Consider the following 16,897-nt stretch of genomic DNA (forward strand, 5'->3'; position numbering starts at 1 on the left):
GCGCCCGGCGGGCCTCGCGGGCCCGTGAGCGTGTCGGGTCGTGCCGGTGCCGGGAGCGGCCGCGGTCCGCTCCCGGTGTCCGGTCCGGTGTGCCGGGTCAGTGCGTGACGGTGACCTGGTCGACCGTCCAGAACGCGCTGTTGGTGCCGGTGTAGCGGAAGCGCAGCCGGGCGCTGGTGGCGCCGGCCGGGACGGCGACGGTGAGCTTCTCGAAGGCGTTGCGGTCGGCTCGGTAGGACTTCAGCAGCTGGGGGGCTCCCCCGTCGAAGGAGATGTACGTGTCCCCGGTCTGCGGGCCGTCGATCTTGTAGTTCGTCGCGTACGAGACGGTCGCGGACGCGCCGCCGGTCACCGGGAAGGCGGGGCTGACGAGGGTGGAGTCGAACTGTCCGGCGCCGTGCGCCTTGTCGTCCCACTCGTCGGAGTCGGCGACGGCGAAGACGTTCCGGGCGCGGACGTTGGTCTCGCGGCTCTGGCCCAGGTCGGTGTTGCTCCAGAACTCGTCGGTCGCGAAGGACCAGCCGCGCCACTCGGTCACGCCGCCGGTGGGCAGGGCGGAGTTGTCGACGGACCAGCCGGCGGGCGGGGTGGTCTTCCAGCCCTTGAGGGTGGAGGGCAGGCCGAGTTCGTCGACGCGCGTGTTCAGGGTGGGGCGCAGGGTGTCGAAGGCGTCGGGGGTCAGGGCGGCGATCGGCCGGCCGTCGAGCTGCCAGGCCGGGTCGGCGGCGATGCCGAAGTGGGCGAGGACGGTGGGGGCGATGTCGGTGATCTTGACGTCGTGGCGGACCGAACCCGGGGTGAAGCCGGTGCCCTTGGCGATGACGAAGGTCTGCCGCTCGCCGGGGGTGTTGCCGCCGTGGTTGCCGCCGGGCTTGTGGCCGTGGTCGGCGGTGACGATGATCTGCCAGTCCTCGTCGGCGTAGCCGGGGCGGGAGGTGACGGCGTCGAGGATCCGGCCGATCTGGCCGTCGGCGACGTTGAGGGCGTCCCGGTAGGCCTGGTGCTCGGTGCCGTGGGAGTGGCCGGCGCCGTCGACCTCGTCGAGGTGGACGAAGGTGGCGTCCGCGTCGGTGGTGGTGAGCTTGGAGACGGCGGTCGCGGTGGTGTCGGCGTCGTTGACGCCGCCGAGGCGGGTGTCGACGGCGGGGCCGAAGACGGTGTCGCGGATCGGGCTCCAGGTGCCGACGACCAGGGTGTCGAGCGCCGGGTCGGAGCTCTCCAGGCGGGTGGCGTAGTCCGGGTACAGGTCGTAGCGGGCGCCGGCGAAGGTGTTGTCGACCACCTTGTGCTTGTCCGGCCAGGCGCCGGTGGCGATGGACGACCAGCCCGGGCCGGAGGAGGTGGGGGCCATCGGGTGGGCGTAGAGGTTGCTGGTGGCGGTCATGCCGCCCGTCATGAGGCCCTTGACGCGGGGCATCCTCGCCTTGTCGAACGTGGCGAAGGTGGCTCCGTCGACGCCGATGACCAGCGACTTGGGCTGCTTGGCGGCGGTGGTGGCGGGGGCGCCGGAGGGCCGTACCTTCTTCTGGCCGGCGGCGGGGGCGCCCTTGCCGGCGACGGGGTCCGCGGCGTGGGCGGCGGCGGCGAGCGGCAGGACGGCGGCCGCGACGGTGACCGCGAGGGCGGCCCGAAGGGAACGGGACAGGTGCACGGAATCTCCCTGGGAAGACCTGTGGGGGCATGGGGTGCGCGGCCGTCTGGCCGGGCGTTGACGAGCCTGGGCCCGGGCAGGGATCAACAGATGCACGCGGAACCCCTCATGGATGAACAGCACACGACAGATGGTTCAGACCCGTTATCGTGGCGTGATGTTGGGGTTCTTCCCTGTGCGCACGGCGGAACGCCCCTCCACCGCGGGGGTGGAGAGGCGTTCCTGAGGATCGGTCCCGTCAGACGAGGGTGCGCTCCCACTGCTGGTTCTGCCCGCCGTTGCAGGTCCACTGGTCGAGCTCGGCGCCGTCGGCGTACGAGTAGTTCGCGACGTCCAGGCACTTGCCGCTGTGCCGGGCGGCGAGCTGGACGTGCCCGGCGTCGCCGCTCGCCTCGATCTTCCAGTGCTGGTTCTTCGCGCTGCCGCAGGTCTTCTGGACGACGAGGGCACCGTCCGCGGTGGCCGCGCCGCTCACCTCCAGGCACTTGCCGCTGTTGCGCGCGATGATCTGGACGTATCCGCTGGTGCCGACGTTCTTGAACTGGTACTGCTGGTTGATGTCTCCGCCGCAGCCCCACTGGACGATCCGCGCGCCGTCCGCGGAGTCGAAGCCGGAGACGTCCGCGCACTTGCCGCTGCTGCGGACCGACAGGGTCTCCCAGATCACGTTCATTCCGCTCACCTTGCCGGCCGCGGTGTCGATCGTGATCCTGGGCGAGTACTCCATGGTCATAGTGGTCTTGGTCGGGAACGTCAGCGGGAGCCAGACGTACTGCGAGTCCTGGACCATACCGCCCATGGAGTTGCCCCAGCGGTCGCCCATGTAGAGGTAACCGGTCCCCTTGGTGCCCTGCACCGGAAGGACGTACGCGGTCTGGCTGCGGTAGGTCGTGGAGTTGCCGATGTCCTTCAGGCCGCTCCACGCTCCGGTGATGCTGGAGGCGGTGGCGTACTTCTGCTGGTTGGGCGCCCAACCGGTGGCACCGGAGGTGAGCAGGAAGTAGACGCCGTTGCGCTTGAACATCGCCGGAGCCTCGCGCGACTGACCGGCCCAGAGCTTCTTCACCTGGGTGTCGATGCCGGTGTAGTCGGCGGTGAGGCGGTAGACGTGGAGGTCGGCGTTCTCGTTGGCGGCGGAGATCATGTAGCCGGTGCCGTCGGTGTCGACGAACGTGGTGATGTCACGGGACATGTGGCCGAGCGGGCGGAAGCTGCCGCGCCAGGAGTAGTCGCCGTCGACGGTGTCCGACACGGCCACGGCGGCGCGCGCCTCGCTGTAGTCGGTGGCGCTGCCCTCCTTGTGCATCCACATCACGAACTGGCCGGTGGTCTCGTTGTAGACGACCTTGGGCCGCTCGATGTTGGCGCCCGCCAGTTCCGGGTCGGTCGCCTGGGTGAGGACGTGGTTGCGGAACTCCCAGGTCTTCAGGTCGGTGGAGCGGTACGCGGAGACGTAGCGGAAGCTGTTGTCGGCGTTCCGGTTCTCGCCGAACCAGTAGTAGTACTGGTCGACCTTGACGACGCCGCCGCCATGGGCGTGGACGGGGTTGCCCGCCGGGTCGGTGAACTGGGTGGCGTTGTTCACGCTCACCGGGGCCGCGTGGGCGGTGCCGACGGCGCCCAGGAGGGACAGGAGGAGAGCGGACAGAGCGGCGACGATCGCCGATGCCCCGGGTCTTCTACGCGACATGGTCACTTACCTCTTGCTGTGCGGAACCGGCACATCCGGTCGTGCGCTCGCGGCGCGCGCCGGACGTGTCCGTGCGGGGTGGGGTGAGGAGTGCGTACGGCAGCGGCGGTACGCGAAGGCGCCGGCCGACCGGGCCTGTGTGGCGGGGTGTGTGCGGTCGGGCATCGCGGCCCGTGGCGCGGAGGGGAGGTGGCCGCCGTGTTACGGCTGCGTGTCGCCCCTCCATGTTTACGTTAACTCGGGGTGTTGGGAGAGAGTCTGAAAGCCCCGCGGGAGCGTGTCAAGAGACGTGTCACGCCCCCTCCCGCACGGGGGCGGCCGTGCTGTTCCCGCCGCGGCCGGAGCGGTCGGCGTTACCGCTGGTTCAGGTGACGGCGGCCTGACAATCCATGGTCAAGGCCCGCCTTTCACCTCCCGGACGATGCCGTGCCCCGGCTGTCACCGCGTCCGAAAAATGGGCTCAACCGTCCATGTAGCGGGCCCAGTTCTCCCGCACCACGCGCAGCGCCTTGGCCAGCTGGGCGTCGTCGGGGAAGGTCGGGGTCCCCTCGACCGTCGGCAGGTGCGAGGCCATCGCCTTGTCGAGGGTGCCGTCCTTGGCCATGACGTCCATCAGCACGGGGCGGGCGTCACCGGCCAGCCGCAGGTTCTGCCCCTCCGTACTGGCGAGGTACTCCAGCCAGAGGCGGGCGGCGGCGGGGTGCGGGGCGAACTTGTTGACCGCCTGGGCGTAGTACTGCGAGAAGCTGCCGTCGAAGGGGATGGACACCTTCCAGTTCACGTCGGTACCGCGCAGCTCGTCGACGTGCCGAAGGTTCAGGAAGTCCCACTCGATGCTGATCGGGGTCTCACCCCGGGCGATCGCCGCCGGGTTGGGGTTGCCGCGGTTGTAGTTGCCGACCTCGTCGAGCTCCGCGAAGAAGTCGATGCCGGGCTGGATGTCGTCGAACGAGCCGCCGTTGGCGAGGGCGGCCGCGTACACGCCGGCGAAGGCGGATCCGGCCGTGGTCGGGTTGCCGTTCAGCGCCACCATGCCGGCGTACGCGGGTTCGAGCAGGTCGGCGAAGGAGACGGGGCAGACCTTGACGCGGGTCTGGTCGCAGCCGATGGAGACGTAACCGCCGTAGCTGTTGAACCAGGTGCCGTCCGGGGCCTTCTGGTTCGCCGCGATGGCGTTCCATTCGGTCACGCGATAGACCGACAGCAGGCCCTGGCGGGTTGCCGACTGGGCGAAGGCGTCACCGAGGTCGAGGACGTCGGGGGCGGTCGGCTTGCCGCGGCTGCGCTTCATGTCGTCGATCTCTTGCTGGCTGTTGCCGAACGGGTTGCTGTTGACGATCTTGATTCCGTACTTCTTCTGGAAACCGTCCATCAGCCCGCCGTAGTTCGCCCAGTGGCGCAGCAGGGTGGTCGTGTGGAGCGTGCCCTCCTTCTTCGCCGCTCTGACCAGCGCGTCCATGCCGCCGGCCTCTTCTGCGGAGCGGGCCACGGCGGGGGCCACCGTCCGCACGGGCTGTTCGTCCTCCACGCAGGCGCCGAGGCCGAGCGCCATGACGCAGAGGCAGCCGAGGAGGGCGATCGGGCGCATCCGGGGAGGTCCGACCACGACGCCTCCTCAAGGGCCGGCAGGGATCCGGGAGGGCAGGGCCGGTCCGCTTCCCCCAGGGTGAGGGTGTGCACCAGCCTACTCGGACACCACCGGCATTTCCGGATGAATCCCATCTCCCCTCGGTGTCTCAGAGCTCCACGTCGTCCCACTGGCTGAGCAGCATCTCCCCCAGCCGGTCGGGGTCGGGACCCGCGCCGGGGCCGGTCGCCTGCGAGGCCCAGATGGTCTTGCCGCGCGGGGAGTAGCGGGTGCCCCACTTCTCCGCGTACTGGGCGACGAGGAAGAGGCCGCGGCCGCCCTCGTCGGTGTCGCTCGCGCGCCGGATGTGGGGCGAGGTGCTGCTTCCGTCGGAGACCTCGCAGATCAGGGTGCGGCTGTGGAGGAGCCGCACGTGGATCGGCTCGATGCCGTAGCGGACGGCGTTGGTGATCAGTTCGCTGAGGATCAGTTCGGTGCCGAAGGCGATGTCCTCCAAGCCCCACTCGGCCAGCTTGCGGGCGCACGCGTTGCGGACCGGCCCGACGGCCGCGGGGTCGCGCGCCACGTCCCACTCGGCGACCTTGGCGGGGTCCAGCCGCCGGGTGCGCGCCACGAGGAGGGCGACGTCGTCGCCGGATCCGGCGGGCAGCAGCGTGTCGATGACGGCGGCGCAGGTCTCCTCCGGGGTGCGCTCGGGCCCGGTGAGGGCCTCGCGAAGGGCGTCCAGGCTCTGGTCGAGGTCGAGGTCGCGGTCGCGGTCCTCGAGCAGGCCGTTGGTGTAGAGCACGAGCCGGGAGCCCTCGGGCAGGGTCGCCTCGGTCGTCTCCACGGGCATGCCGGCGCCCAGGCCGAGCGGCGGGGCGACCGGGGCCCGCAGGAACTCCACGGTTCCGTCGGGCCGGACGACCGCCGGCGGCAGGTGGCCGGCCGAGGCCACGCTCACCGCTCCGGAGACGGAGTCGTAGACGACGCACAGACAGGTGGCGCCGGTGATCATCTCCGCTTCGTCCGCCGACTCCTCGTCCTGGACGTCGATGAGGGCGACCAGCTCGTCCAGGTGGCCGATCAGTTCGTCCGGGGAGAGGTCGAGGGCGGAGAAGTTATGGACGGCGATGCGCAGCCGGCCCATGGTGGCGGCCGCGTGCAGGCCGTGGCCGACGACGTCGCCGACGACCAGCGCCACCCGGGCGCCGGGCAGCGGGATCACGTCGAACCAGTCTCCGCCCACGCCGGACTCGGCGGGCAGATAGCGCGAGGCCACCTCCAGCGCCTCGTCGTCGGGGAGGGCGCGCGGCATCAGGCTGCGCTGCAGGGTGACGGCCATGGTGTGCTCGCGGGTGTAGCGGCGGGCGTTGTCGATGGAGACCGCGGCCCGGCTCGCCAGCTCCTCGGCGAAGGACAGGTCCTCGTCGGTGAACGGCGCGGAGGCGTCGGCGCGCCAGAAGTTCGCCACGCCCAAGACGACTCCCCGGGCGCGCAGGGGTACGACGGCCAGGGAGTGGATGCCGTAGTGCAGGATGCGCCGGGCACGTTCCTCGTCCTGGGCGCGCCATCCGGACGAGGCGGCGAGGTCGGTCACCACCACGGAGCGGCCCTCGTTGACGCTGGTGTCCACCGGCGTGCCGGGAACAAAGCGGATCAGCTCGCCCGCGGGGTACAGGGGGTGGTCCTCGGCGAGGCCCGCGATGGCCGTGCGGCGCATTTCGGTGCTCGCCCCGGCCGGCTCCTCGCCGCGCAGGACGGGGTCGAGGAGTTCGACCGTGACGACGTCCGCGAAGCGCGGGGCCGCCACCTCCGCCAGTTCCTCCGCGGTCCGTACGACGTCCAGGGTGGTACCGATGCGCACACCGGCGTCGTAGAGGAGCCGCAGCCGCTCGCGCGCCACCTCGGCCCGGCCCGAGAGCGCGCGCAGCTCGGTGGTGTCCCGGAGGGTGACGACGCTGCCGTGCCGGCCTCCGAGGGGAGGGGTGAGGCGTTTGTTGAGGGCGAGCAGGCGGTCGGCCGCCGGGTGCACCTCGTCGGTCGCGATCCGCTCCGAGGTCAGGAGAGAGGTGAGGGAGGGATCCAGACCGAGGTCGGTGACGCGGCGGCCTTCGGCGTCCGCCGGCAGGTCGAGCAGGCGGCGCGCCTCGTCGTTGACGAGCAGCAGCCGGCGGTCCCGCCCGGTGATGAGCACGCCCTCGCGGACGGCGTGCAGGACCGCGTCGTGGTGTTCGTACATCCGGGTCATCTCGGCGGGGCCGAGGCCGTGGGTCTGGCGGCGCAGCCGGCGGCTGACCAGGCCGGTGCCGACGGCGACGAGGAGGAGGGCGGCCGCCGCGCTGCCCAGGAAGACGGGCAGCTGCTGGTCCACCGAGTCCTGGACCTTCTCGACGGTCACGGCGGCGGAGACGATGGCGACCACCTGGCCCTGGGCGTCCCTGACCGGGGCCGCCGAGATGACGGAGAGGCCGAGGGCGCCCTGGAAGGTCCGGGTGAAGGGCCGGCCCTCGGCCGCCTCGGCGTACGGGCCGATGACGTGCTTGCCCAGCTGGCCCGGGTCGCTGTGGGTGAGGGTGATGCCGTCGAGCTTGTACACGATCAGGGCGTCGATGCCGGATGCCTTGCGGGCGCCTTCGGCCAGCGGCTGGAGGACGGCCGTGGGGTCGGGGCTCTCCAGGGCCTGTACGAGGCCCGGGGCGTGCGCGAAGGACTGGGCGGCGGCGACGGTTCGGTGCCGGGCGTCGTTCATGGTGTCGCGCTGGGCCTGGACGACGATGGCCGCCACGGCGGCCGCGACGAGGAGGACGACGAGTGCCAGCTGGAGCAGGAAGACCTCGCGGGCGACGCTGCGCGTGGTCAGCCAGGCCCGGATGCGTTGCGGGCCGCTGAGAGGGGTCGCGCGTCGTTCACCCGACTCTTCGCCGGTTTCTCCGCTCATGTCCCATATTTGACCCGTTGTGATGAGTGCCTGGCAAGGACGGCGCCGGGCGGGGCGGCACGCAGCGGGGCGCCGGCCGGGACGAGAGGAGGCGGAACGGGGGCCGGGGGGAGGGTGCGGGCCCGGGGACAGCAGGGGACCGGGGGCAGTGGTGGACCGGGGGCGCGGGCCCGGGACAGCGGTGGGCCGGGGTAGCGGCGGGGGTCAGGCGTGGGTGGTGTCGGCCAGGATCAGTCGGCCGACCTCGTGACCCAGCACCGTCCGGGCGTCCTCGTCCAGCGCGTCGTCCGAGACGAAGTAGTCGATCTCCGAGAGCGTGGCGAAGCGGCTCAGCCCCACCACGCCCCACTTGCTGTGGTCCGCGACCACGGCGACCCGCGTCGCGGAGGCGATCAGCGCGCGGTTGGTCTGCGCCTCGGCGAGGTTCGGGGAGGTGACGCCGGCCCGCTCGGACACGCCGTGGGCGCCGATGATCAGCAGGTCCACCTGCAGGGAGCGGATCGCCTGGTCGGCCAGGGGGCCGACCAGCGAGGCCGACCGCGTGGGGGCTCCGCCGGTCAGGAGCACCGCGGGGGCGGACGCGCCGGGCTCCTGGGCGTAGCCGCGGAGCAGCTCGGCGACGGGGAGGGAGTTGGTGACGACGGTGAGGCCGGGGGTGTCGCGGAGCCGGGAGGCCACGGCGTAGGAGGTCGTACCGCCGGAGACGGCGACGACGCTGCCGGGCTTGACCAGCTCCGCGGCCGCCGTGGCGACCGCGGCCTTGGCCGTCGACTCGAGCTTGGCCTTGGCCTCGAAGCCGGGTTCCTCGGAGGTGGTGGCGGAGGTGGCGACGGCTCCGCCGTGCACCTTCTCCAGGGAGCCGGCCCGGGCCAGCGCGTCCAGGTCCCGCCGGACGGTCATGTCGGAGACCCCGAGCTGATCGACGAGGTGGGCCACCCGGACCGCCCCCTCGCGGCGCACGAGGTCGAGGATCAGCGCTCGCCGCTGCGGTGCCAGCATCCGCTCCCCGTCCCCGTCTCGTCCGTGCGTGGTGTGTGGGAACCGGTCGACGCGAGGTCCACCGAAGTCATCACATTCGAACAGAATACATTCCCGCCCGTGGGAAACGGCCTGATCCGGAGGGCCTCACCGGCCCTCCGGAGACGCGTCCGGTCAGGAGGTGGTGAGCTGCTGGTTGGCCGCCGTGCCGCAGGCGTACTGGACGACCTCGGCGCCGTCCGCCGTGGAGACACCGCTCACATCCAGGCACTTTCCGCTGTGGCGGGCCAGCAGGGTGACGAAACCGTCGGAGGACTTGTGCGCCGACCACTCCTGGTTGGGGCCGCCGTTGCAGGCGTACTGGAAGGCGATCGCGCCGTCCTCGGTGGAGGCGTTGGTGACGTCGAGGCACTTGCCGCTGTGGCGGGCGACGATGGTGACGTAACCACCGCCCGTCGGGCGCATGGACCACTGCTGGTGGGTCGCTCCCCCGCAGCCGTACTGCACCACCTGGGCGCCGTCCGCCGGGGAAGCGCCGGTCACGTCCAGGCACTTGCCGCTGTGGCGCATGCGCAGGGGCGTCCAGCTGTCGGCCGCCACCGAGCGGAATGTCCAGGACTGGTTGGATCCGGTCGTGGGACGGTAGACGCCGACGGCCGCGCCGTCGCTCGTGGACTCGCCGCCGACGTCGAGGAGGGTGCCGGTGGCGCTGTTGACCAGGGTGTAGTGCCCCTCACCGGTGGTGGAGAGCAGCCACTTCTGGTCGGCTGAGGTGCCGGAGTTCACCAGCGTGAGGGCGTTCCCCTGCGCGGCGAGGGCCTTGCCGTGGGAGACGCTCGTCACGCGGTAGGCCGCGGTGTTGTTCCAGTCGTGGGAGGCGAGCTTGGTGAACTTCCACTGCTGCGCCGGGCCGGCCGGGTCGGAGGTGCGCTGGACCAGGGAGGTCTGGCCGTTGGCGGTGGCGACGGTCAGGGCCTTGCCGCTGTTGTCGTTGAGGATCTGCCGGGCGGCGCCGGTGGGGGCGGTCACGCCGGCGAGGTTCACGCCCGTCGCGCCGGGGAGGACGAACGTGGTGACGGAGCCGGCGCCGACGGTGGTGGTGAGCGTCCGGCCCGCGGGGGTGACGTCGCTCTCGCGCTGGAGGTTCTTGGTGCCGTCGGTGGTGTAGCGCTGGACGGCGCCGGTGCCGACGTTCTGGAACCCGGCGAGGTTCAGGGTGATTCGCTGCGGCTCGCCGGTGGGGTTGGTGTGGACGACGACCGCGCCCTGGCCGGCCGGCCGCAGGGCGGCGAGGGTGTCGGCGTTGTCGGTGTTGATGATGCGGGCGCCCGGGCGGATGAACCGGGTGTAGTTCGCCATCGCCCAGTACTTCTTGTTCTTGCGCAGCGGCTCGGTGGCCGCGTCCTCCGGGGTGAAGTCGGTCTGGATGAGGCCCCAGTTGGAGTTCTCGCGGCCGGGGGTCATGTTCTCGTAGTCCTCGACGGCCTGCCACAGCACCCAGGCGCGCGGCTCCAGCTCCCGGAAGTCCTCGTTGATGCGCTGGGTCAGGTCGAGGGCGGGGCTGATGTCGGTGAAGCTCTGGGGGACGCTGCCGCCGAGGTCCACCTCCGACATCCACAGCGGGGTGGCCGCGCCCTTGGCGATGTCACGGGCTCCGGTGCGGCCGCCGGTTCCGTACGTGTGGGTGTTGAGCCGGCCGATCGAGGCCCTCACGGAGGCGTCGTAAGAGTCCCAGTTGGCGCGGAAGACATTCGGGTTGGTCTCGTCCATGGCGGCGATGGGCGTGGTGATGCCGTCCGCGTCGAGCTTGGCCCGCAGGGTGGTGATCATGCGGGCCTGCGAGGCGGGGTCCCAGTGGGAGCCCTCCTGCCGGCCGCCGGCGTGCCAGTAGTCGGTGCCGGGTTCGTTGACCGGCGAGAGGGAGTCGAAGGTGACGCCGGTCGAGCTCTGCACGCGCTGGAGCGAACCGGAGAGATACGCGGCGAACCGGTCGTACTGGTCGGAGCGCAGGTTGTCGTGCGCCCCGTTGTGGGCGCCGGAGACGAGACCGCTGTTCGTCATGAAGTAGGGCGCGGAGTTGGAGAAGGCCTCGAAGGTGTCGGCGCCGCGGGCCTTGGCGGCGGTGAGCCACCAGCGCTGGTTGGCATCGGCGCCGGCGTTCCAGTGGGTGGGGTTCGCCGGGTCCCACCAGTCGGGGGACTCGGGTCCTGGCCGGTTCCAGTAGCCGGGGACGGCGGCGCCGGCCCGCAGATAGGGGGCGGTCTCGGGGCTGTCGCCGCCGCCGATGTTGTAACGGGCGACGGTGAGGCCGAGGCCATCGGCGCCGTAGAGGTCGTCGGCGAGCCGGTTGCGCTGGGCGTCCGGCCAGCCTCCGGTGACGTTGGCGAACCACGCCAGCGCGGTGCCCCACCCCTCGAACGGCTGCTGCTGGTAGCTGGGGTCGGGGCGTACGGTCACGGCCTGGACGGGGCCCTCGGCCGCCGCGGAGGTCACGGGCGTCAGGCCGGTGGCGAGGAGCGCGGCCACGGCGGCGGTTCCGAGGACGGTGCCGCTCCTGCGTACCGCGCCGCCGCGCGTTCGGGTCGGGGCGGGTCGTTCACGGGTGGAGCGCATGGTGGGTCTCCCTGCTCGTGGGGCGTCGGTGGGACGGGCGGCTGCCGGTTAGGCGGCCGGGCGGGGGCTCGTGGGTGGGGCAGGCCCCGACGCGGGCGGCTGCCGGTTAGGCGGCCGGGCGGGGGCTCGTGGGTGGGGCAGGCCCCGACGCGGGCGGCTGCCGGTGGGCGGCCGGGCGGGGGCGGAGGCTCGTGGGTGGGGCAGGCCCCGGCGCGCGGGGCGCGGGGCCTGCCCGGTGCGGTCCGGGCGGCTGTCAGGCAGCCGTGCGGAGCCACTTCTGGTTGGCGCCGCCGTTGCAGCTCCACTGCACGAGCGGCGTGCCGTCTCCGGTGGACTGGTTGGTGACGTCCAGGCACTTGCCGCTCGCGGCGACCAGCTGCACGGTGGATCCGGACCCGGTGACGCTCCACTGCTGGGCGGCCGTTCCGTCGCAGGGGTACTGCGCGATCGCGGCGCCGTCGGCGGTGGACCCGTTCTGCGCGGCGAGGCACTTGCCGCTGTACCGGGCCACGATCTGCACCCGGCCGTTGCCGGCGGCCTTGAACCAGAACTGCTGGTTGACGGCCCGTGTGCCGCAGCCCCACTGGATGAGGGCGGCACCCTCGGCGGTCGAGTAGCCGGGGACGTCGGCGCACTTGCCGCTGTGCGAGGCGGTCAGCGTCTCCCAGGTGCCGAGACCCCGCACCGCTCCGGTCGCCGTGTCGACGGTGATCTGCGGGTGGTAGTCCATGGTCATGGTCGTGCTGGTGGGGAACGTCAGCGGCAGCCAGACGTACTGCGAGTCGTTGACCATGCCGCCGATGGAGTTGCCCCAGCGGTCGCCCATGTAGAGGTAGTCGGTCCCGTGGGTGCCCTGCACCGGAAGGACGTACGCGGTCTGCGAGCCGTAGGTGTACCCGTCGCCGATGTCCTTCAGGCCCGTCCAGGTGCCGGTGACACTGGAGGCGGTGGCGTACTTCTGCTGGTTGGGCGCCCAGCCGGTGGCACCGGAGGTGAGCAGGAAGTAGACGCCGTTGCGCTTGAACATCGCGGGGGCCTCCCGCCACTGGCCCGACCAGAGCTTCTGCACCTGCGCGGCGACGGCGGTGTAGTCGGGGGTGAGGCGGTAAACGTGCAGGTCGGCGTTCTCGTTGGCGGCGGAGATCATGTAGCCGGTGCCGTCGGTGTCGACGAACGTGGTGATGTCACGGGACATGTGGCCGAGCGGCCGGAAGCTGCCGCGCCAGGAGTAGTCACCGTCGACGGTCGAGGAGACCGCGACCGCGGCGCGCGCCTCGGAGTAGTCGGTGGCGCTGCCCTCCTTGTGCATCCACATCACGAACTGGCCGGTCGAGGCGTTGTAGATGACCTTGGGCCGCTCGATGTTGGCGCCCTGGAGCTCGGGATCGCTGCTCTGCTCGAGGACGTGGTTGCGGAACTCCCAGGTCTTCAGGTCGGTGGAGCGGTAGGCGGAGACGTACCGGAAGCTGTTGTCGGCGTTCCGGTTCTCGCCGAACCAGTAGTAGTACGTGCCGACCTTGAGGACCCCGCCGCCGTGGGCGTGGACGGGGTTGCCCGCCGGGTCGGTGAACTGGGTGGCGTTGGTGACGGTCACTGTCGCGGCGTGCGCGGTGCCGACGGCACCGAGGAGGGACAGGAGTACGGCACAGAGCGCGGTGAGCACGGTGGCCGTCCCCGAGGGTGTGCGTCGCATGATCGCGTACCTCGTGGCTGGAGGGGGTGGAGTGACTGACGTGGCGGATGGGCAGGCGGAAGCGCGCCGACGATGCGGCACGGGGAGCCTGCGGAACGGGGGAAGTCGCGCGGGGATCGTGCGCTGGTACGGGGTGAAGCGGGCACTCGTGAGAACCGCAGGGCATGCGGAGGGCGACGCGCCGGGTGGGGTCCGGCGCCGCTGACCGGAGGTGACGACCGTGTGACAAGGAGGTGTCGGCCCTCGATGTTCGCGTTAACACGAGCGCTTGGGAGGAGAGTTTGGGAGGGGCGAAAGAGGCTGTCAAGGAGTAGGACAAGATCCGTCGCGGTTTGACCGAACGGTATGTTTGCGCCAACATGCATACGGCTGCCCGCCGGCGCGCGGTCGGCCTTCGGTAGCGCTCCGAGGGAAGGTCGTGCGTATGGCGACGGAGAACAGGACACGGTCGCCACGCTCACGGCCGGCTCGGCAGTGGCCGTCCATGGCGGACGTCGCCACGATGGCGGGCGTCTCCTCGCAGACGGTGTCCCGGGTGGCGAACAACCGGCAGAACGTCGACGCCGCCACCCGCGAGAAGGTGCTCTCGGCCATGCAGGCGCTCGGCTACCGCCCCAACACGGCGGCCCGGGCCCTCGTCACGGGCCGGTTCGGGGCGCTGGGCGTGGTCAGCTTCGACGTGGGCGCGCACGGCAACGCCCGGACGCTCGGCGCGATCGCCGACGCCGCCCGCGAAGCCGACTTCTCCGTGAACTTCATGGGGGTACGGGCCCAGACCGAGGCCGCCGTCCGGCACGCCTTCCAGCATCTGATGCTGCAGTCCGTCGACGGCATCGTGCTGGTCGAGTCGCAGATGCTCGACACCCCCTCGCTACGGCTGCCGCCGTCCATGCCCGTGGTCGTCGCCGACGGCGACACCGGACACCGGTACCCCAACGTCGACTTCGACCAGGCCCACGGCGCCCACAGCGTGGTGTCCCATCTGCTCTCCCTGGGCCACCGCACGGTCTGGCACCTCGCCGGCCCGCACGACTCCTTCGCCGCCCGCCGGCGCGCCGAGTCCTGGCGCCGGACCCTGACCGACGCGGGCGCGCCCGTGCCGCCGGTGGTCCACGGCGACTGGTCGGCGAGGTCGGGCTACCGCGCCGGCCTCGACATCGCCCGCCGGCAGGACGTCACGGCCGTCTTCGCCGCCAACGACCAGATGGCGATGGGGCTGATGCGCGCCCTGCACGAGTCGGGGCTGAGCGTGCCGGGGGACGTGAGCGTGGCGGGCTTCGACGACATCGCCGAGGCGGCGTACCTCCACCCTCCGCTGACGACCGTGCACCAGGACTTCGAGGTGGTCGGCAAGCACTGCGTCTCGCTCCTGCTCGACCAGATCGAGGGCCGGACGGACGGTCCACGGCGCAGGGCGGTGGAACCCGTCCTCGTGGTGCGCTCGAGCACGGCCCCGCCGCGCGCGGGCGACGGGACCTGAGCCGCCGGACCCCACGCCCCTCGCCTCTCCCTTTCCGACTCCCGACGCGCCCCTCCCCCGTCAGCGCCCCCGTCCGCCCGGAGCGGGCGCGGCGGTGCTCGCGCGTTCCACCAGGGCGGTCGGGACGAGCCGTACGCCCGACACCTCTTCGCCGGCCAGCTCCCGCAGGACGGCCTCGACGCACCACTCGCCGACCTGGGCGAAGTCCTGCCGGACCGTCGTGAGCGGCGGGATGAAGGAGGCCGCCTCGGGGATGTCGTCGAAACCGACGACGCTGACGTCCTCGGGGACGCGTACGCCGCGCTCGTGCAGCGCCCGCAGCACGCCGAGGGCCATCTGGTCGTTGGCCGCGAACACCGCCGTGCAGTCGGCCTCGGCGGCGAGCCGCAGGCCCGCTTCGTAACCGGATGCGGGGGTCCAGTCCCCGCGCAGGAGCGGAGGCACCGCCCGCCCCTCCTCGCGCAGCAACTCCTCCCACGCGGCGGCCCGTCGGCCCGCGGCGAAGGACTCCTCGGGTCCCGCGAGGTGCCACACCGTGCCGTGGCCGAGGCCGAGCAGGTGCCGCACCGCCTGGCGGGTGCCCTGGCGCTGGTCGGTGTCCACCACCGGGAAGCGGCCCGTGGCGTCGGAGTCCACCACGACCACCTTGACGTGCGGCGGCAGGGTGAGGGCCGCGGTGTCCAGCAGATGGACCTCCATGATCAGGACGACGGCGTCGACCGCCAGCTCGTCGAGGCGGGTGAACGCCCCCTTGACATTGTCCTGCGTGGGCGCGTCGAGCGGGATGAGGGTGACCGCGTAGCCCGCGCGGGATGCCGCGTTCGCCAGGGCGTCCAGGGTCCGGACGTTGCCCGTGCTGGTGAGTCCCATGGTGATGACCCCGATGGCTCGAAACTCACCCCGCTTGAGGGCGCGAGCCGCGCTGTTGGGACGGTACCCCAGCTCCTTCATCGCGTCGAGGACCTTCCGGCGGGTGGTCTCGACGACGGCCGCATCGCCGTTGGAGACACGCGATACCGTCTGCGAGGAGACCCCGGCCAGCCGGGCGACGTCCGCCATGGACACACGTCGTGGCCTGCCCCTCTCCCCCCGTCGGCCGCCGTCCGCGGTCACCGCCGACCGACCGGTCGTGTGCTGTTCCGTCACCCGAATCCCTTTCATTCGCCGTCACTTCGTGCTTGACGCCCCCCACCGGGAATGTCACCATCACGCTACCGATGATTACGTAAACATTTCTCGTCGGCCAGCCTTCTCCCAGAGCCGGTTTTCGGCCTCAGGCCTCCGGGCCGGTCCCCTGCCCCTACCTCGCTCCCCGTCTCCGGACCGTTCGGTCACCGACGCAAGGACCCCAGCCATGACGCTCCTGTCGACGCGCGCTACGGCAGCACCACCGCCCAGCCCACGAGCACGCTTCCGCCTCCGCAAAGAGGCCCTCGTGGGCTGGGGATTCGCCGGCCCGTTCGTCGCGGTCTTCGGCCTCGTCTTCCTCGCACCGATCGGGTACGCCGTGTACCTGAGCCTCTTCCAGGACCGGCTCATCGGCGGCACCTCCTTCGTCGGTCTCGACAACTACGGCGAGGCCCTCACGGATCCCCGTTTCTGGGACGGCCTGGTGAGGGTCGGCCTGTTCCTGCTGATCCAGGTGCCGGTCATGCTCGGCATCGCGCTGCTGGTCGCCCTCGCGATCGACAGCGGCCGGCTCTACGGAAAGACGTTCTTCCGCGTCTCGATCTTCCTCCCCTACGCCGTGCCCGCCGTCGTCGCCAGCCTCATCTGGGGCTTCATGTACGGCAGCCGGTTCGGCCTCGTCGGCAACGTCAACGACGCCCTCGGGGTCACCCTGCCCGATCCGCTCTCCCCCTCGCTGGTCCTCGCCTCGATCGGCAACATCGTCACCTGGGAGTTCGTCGGTTACAACATGCTCATCTTCTACTCCGCCCTCAAGGTCGTGCCCCGCTCGCTCTACGAGGCGGCGGCGATCGACGGCGCCGGGGAGTGGCGGATCGTGCTCTCCGTCAAGCTCCCGGCCATCCGCAGCGCGCTGGTCATCGCCACGATCTTCTCGATCATCGGCAGCTTCCAGCTCTTCAACGAACCGAGCATCCTGCAGAAGCTCGCCCCGAACGCGATCACCAGCGACTTCACCCCGAACCTCTACACGTACTCGCTGTCCTTCGCGGGCCAGCAGCACAACTACGCGGCGACCGTGGCGATCGTGATGGGCGTGATCACCGCGATCATCGCCTACGCGGTGCAGCTGCGCGGCATGCGGAAGGGCTGAGCC

Annotated in this window: 10 protein-coding genes; 2 read left to right on the plus strand and 8 right to left on the minus strand. The window is 71.5% G+C overall.

Translation table 11 applies throughout. From position 1 onward, the window contains the following. Positions 1 to 97: 97 nt before the first annotated feature. The 7 genes from ACZ6RC_RS11565 to ACZ6RC_RS11595 form a co-directional block, all read right to left on the minus strand. Positions 98 to 1,651: an alkaline phosphatase family protein gene (locus ACZ6RC_RS11565; RefSeq protein ID WP_469581275.1), complete on the minus strand. Its 1,554-nt coding sequence runs from the start codon at positions 1,649 to 1,651 to the stop codon at positions 98 to 100. A 238-nt stretch (positions 1,652 to 1,889) separates the two neighbouring features. After that, the gene (locus tag ACZ6RC_RS11570; RefSeq protein ID WP_469581278.1) at positions 1,890 to 3,341 is read right to left on the minus strand and encodes an RICIN domain-containing protein; all 1,452 of its coding nucleotides are present in this window, start codon (positions 3,339 to 3,341) and stop codon (positions 1,890 to 1,892) included. A gap of 460 nt (positions 3,342 to 3,801) precedes the next feature. Then, entirely contained in the window at positions 3,802 to 4,929 is a 1,128-nt protein-coding gene (locus tag ACZ6RC_RS11575) for an ABC transporter substrate-binding protein (protein WP_469582800.1), read from the minus strand. Between the two features lie 148 nt (positions 4,930 to 5,077). Continuing rightward, positions 5,078 to 7,849, minus strand: coding sequence for a SpoIIE family protein phosphatase (locus ACZ6RC_RS11580; protein ID WP_469581281.1), 2,772 nt, complete (start codon positions 7,847 to 7,849; stop codon positions 5,078 to 5,080). Between the two features lie 204 nt (positions 7,850 to 8,053). After that, complete coding sequence (locus ACZ6RC_RS11585; RefSeq protein WP_469581284.1) at positions 8,054 to 8,848, minus strand: DeoR/GlpR family DNA-binding transcription regulator; 795 nt, start codon at positions 8,846 to 8,848, stop codon at positions 8,054 to 8,056. Positions 8,849 to 9,001: 153 nt separating this feature from the next. After that, positions 9,002 to 11,440, minus strand: a complete 2,439-nt coding sequence (locus ACZ6RC_RS11590) for an RICIN domain-containing protein (protein WP_469581287.1) — start codon at positions 11,438 to 11,440, stop codon at positions 9,002 to 9,004. Between the two features lie 253 nt (positions 11,441 to 11,693). Next, the gene (locus ACZ6RC_RS11595; protein ID WP_469581290.1) at positions 11,694 to 13,133 is read right to left on the minus strand and encodes an RICIN domain-containing protein; all 1,440 of its coding nucleotides are present in this window, start codon (positions 13,131 to 13,133) and stop codon (positions 11,694 to 11,696) included. A gap of 484 nt (positions 13,134 to 13,617) precedes the next feature. Here ACZ6RC_RS11595 and ACZ6RC_RS11600 point away from each other — a divergent pair, with 484 nt between their 5' ends. After that, the gene (locus tag ACZ6RC_RS11600; protein ID WP_469581293.1) at positions 13,618 to 14,613 is read left to right on the plus strand and encodes a LacI family DNA-binding transcriptional regulator; all 996 of its coding nucleotides are present in this window, start codon (positions 13,618 to 13,620) and stop codon (positions 14,611 to 14,613) included. Positions 14,614 to 14,673: 60 nt separating this feature from the next. On the opposite strand, the gene ACZ6RC_RS11605 is transcribed toward ACZ6RC_RS11600, so the two are convergent. Next, a complete protein-coding gene (locus ACZ6RC_RS11605; RefSeq protein WP_469581296.1) occupies positions 14,674 to 15,672 on the minus strand; it encodes a LacI family DNA-binding transcriptional regulator in 999 nt (332 codons plus the stop codon). Between the two features lie 295 nt (positions 15,673 to 15,967). Here ACZ6RC_RS11605 and ACZ6RC_RS11610 point away from each other — a divergent pair, with 295 nt between their 5' ends. Continuing rightward, the gene (locus ACZ6RC_RS11610) at positions 15,968 to 16,894 is read left to right on the plus strand and encodes a carbohydrate ABC transporter permease (RefSeq protein WP_469581299.1); all 927 of its coding nucleotides are present in this window, start codon (positions 15,968 to 15,970) and stop codon (positions 16,892 to 16,894) included. The last annotated feature ends 3 nt before the right edge of the window (positions 16,895 to 16,897 follow it).

It is taken from the genome of Streptomyces sp. NPDC048353 (assembly GCF_055587165.1).

Bases quoted from the DNA above. Each gene is read 5' to 3' on its own strand.
- ACZ6RC_RS11570 (WP_469581278.1), bottom strand. From the start codon at position 3,341: ATGTCGCGTAGAAGACCCGGGGCATCGGCGATCGTCGCCGCTCTGTCC.
- ACZ6RC_RS11610 (WP_469581299.1), top strand. From the start codon at position 15,968: ATGACGCTCCTGTCGACGCGCGCTACGGCAGCACCACCGCCCAGCCCA.
- ACZ6RC_RS11605 (WP_469581296.1), bottom strand. From the start codon at position 15,672: ATGGCGGACGTCGCCCGGCTGGCCGGGGTCTCCTCGCAGACGGTATCG.
- ACZ6RC_RS11600 (WP_469581293.1), top strand. From the start codon at position 13,618: ATGGCGGACGTCGCCACGATGGCGGGCGTCTCCTCGCAGACGGTGTCC.
- ACZ6RC_RS11575 (WP_469582800.1), bottom strand. From the start codon at position 4,929: ATGCGCCCGATCGCCCTCCTCGGCTGCCTCTGCGTCATGGCGCTCGGC.
- ACZ6RC_RS11585 (WP_469581284.1), bottom strand. From the start codon at position 8,848: ATGCTGGCACCGCAGCGGCGAGCGCTGATCCTCGACCTCGTGCGCCGC.
- ACZ6RC_RS11590 (WP_469581287.1), bottom strand. From the start codon at position 11,440: ATGCGCTCCACCCGTGAACGACCCGCCCCGACCCGAACGCGCGGCGGC.
- ACZ6RC_RS11580 (WP_469581281.1), bottom strand. From the start codon at position 7,849: ATGAGCGGAGAAACCGGCGAAGAGTCGGGTGAACGACGCGCGACCCCT.
- ACZ6RC_RS11595 (WP_469581290.1), bottom strand. From the start codon at position 13,133: ATGCGACGCACACCCTCGGGGACGGCCACCGTGCTCACCGCGCTCTGT.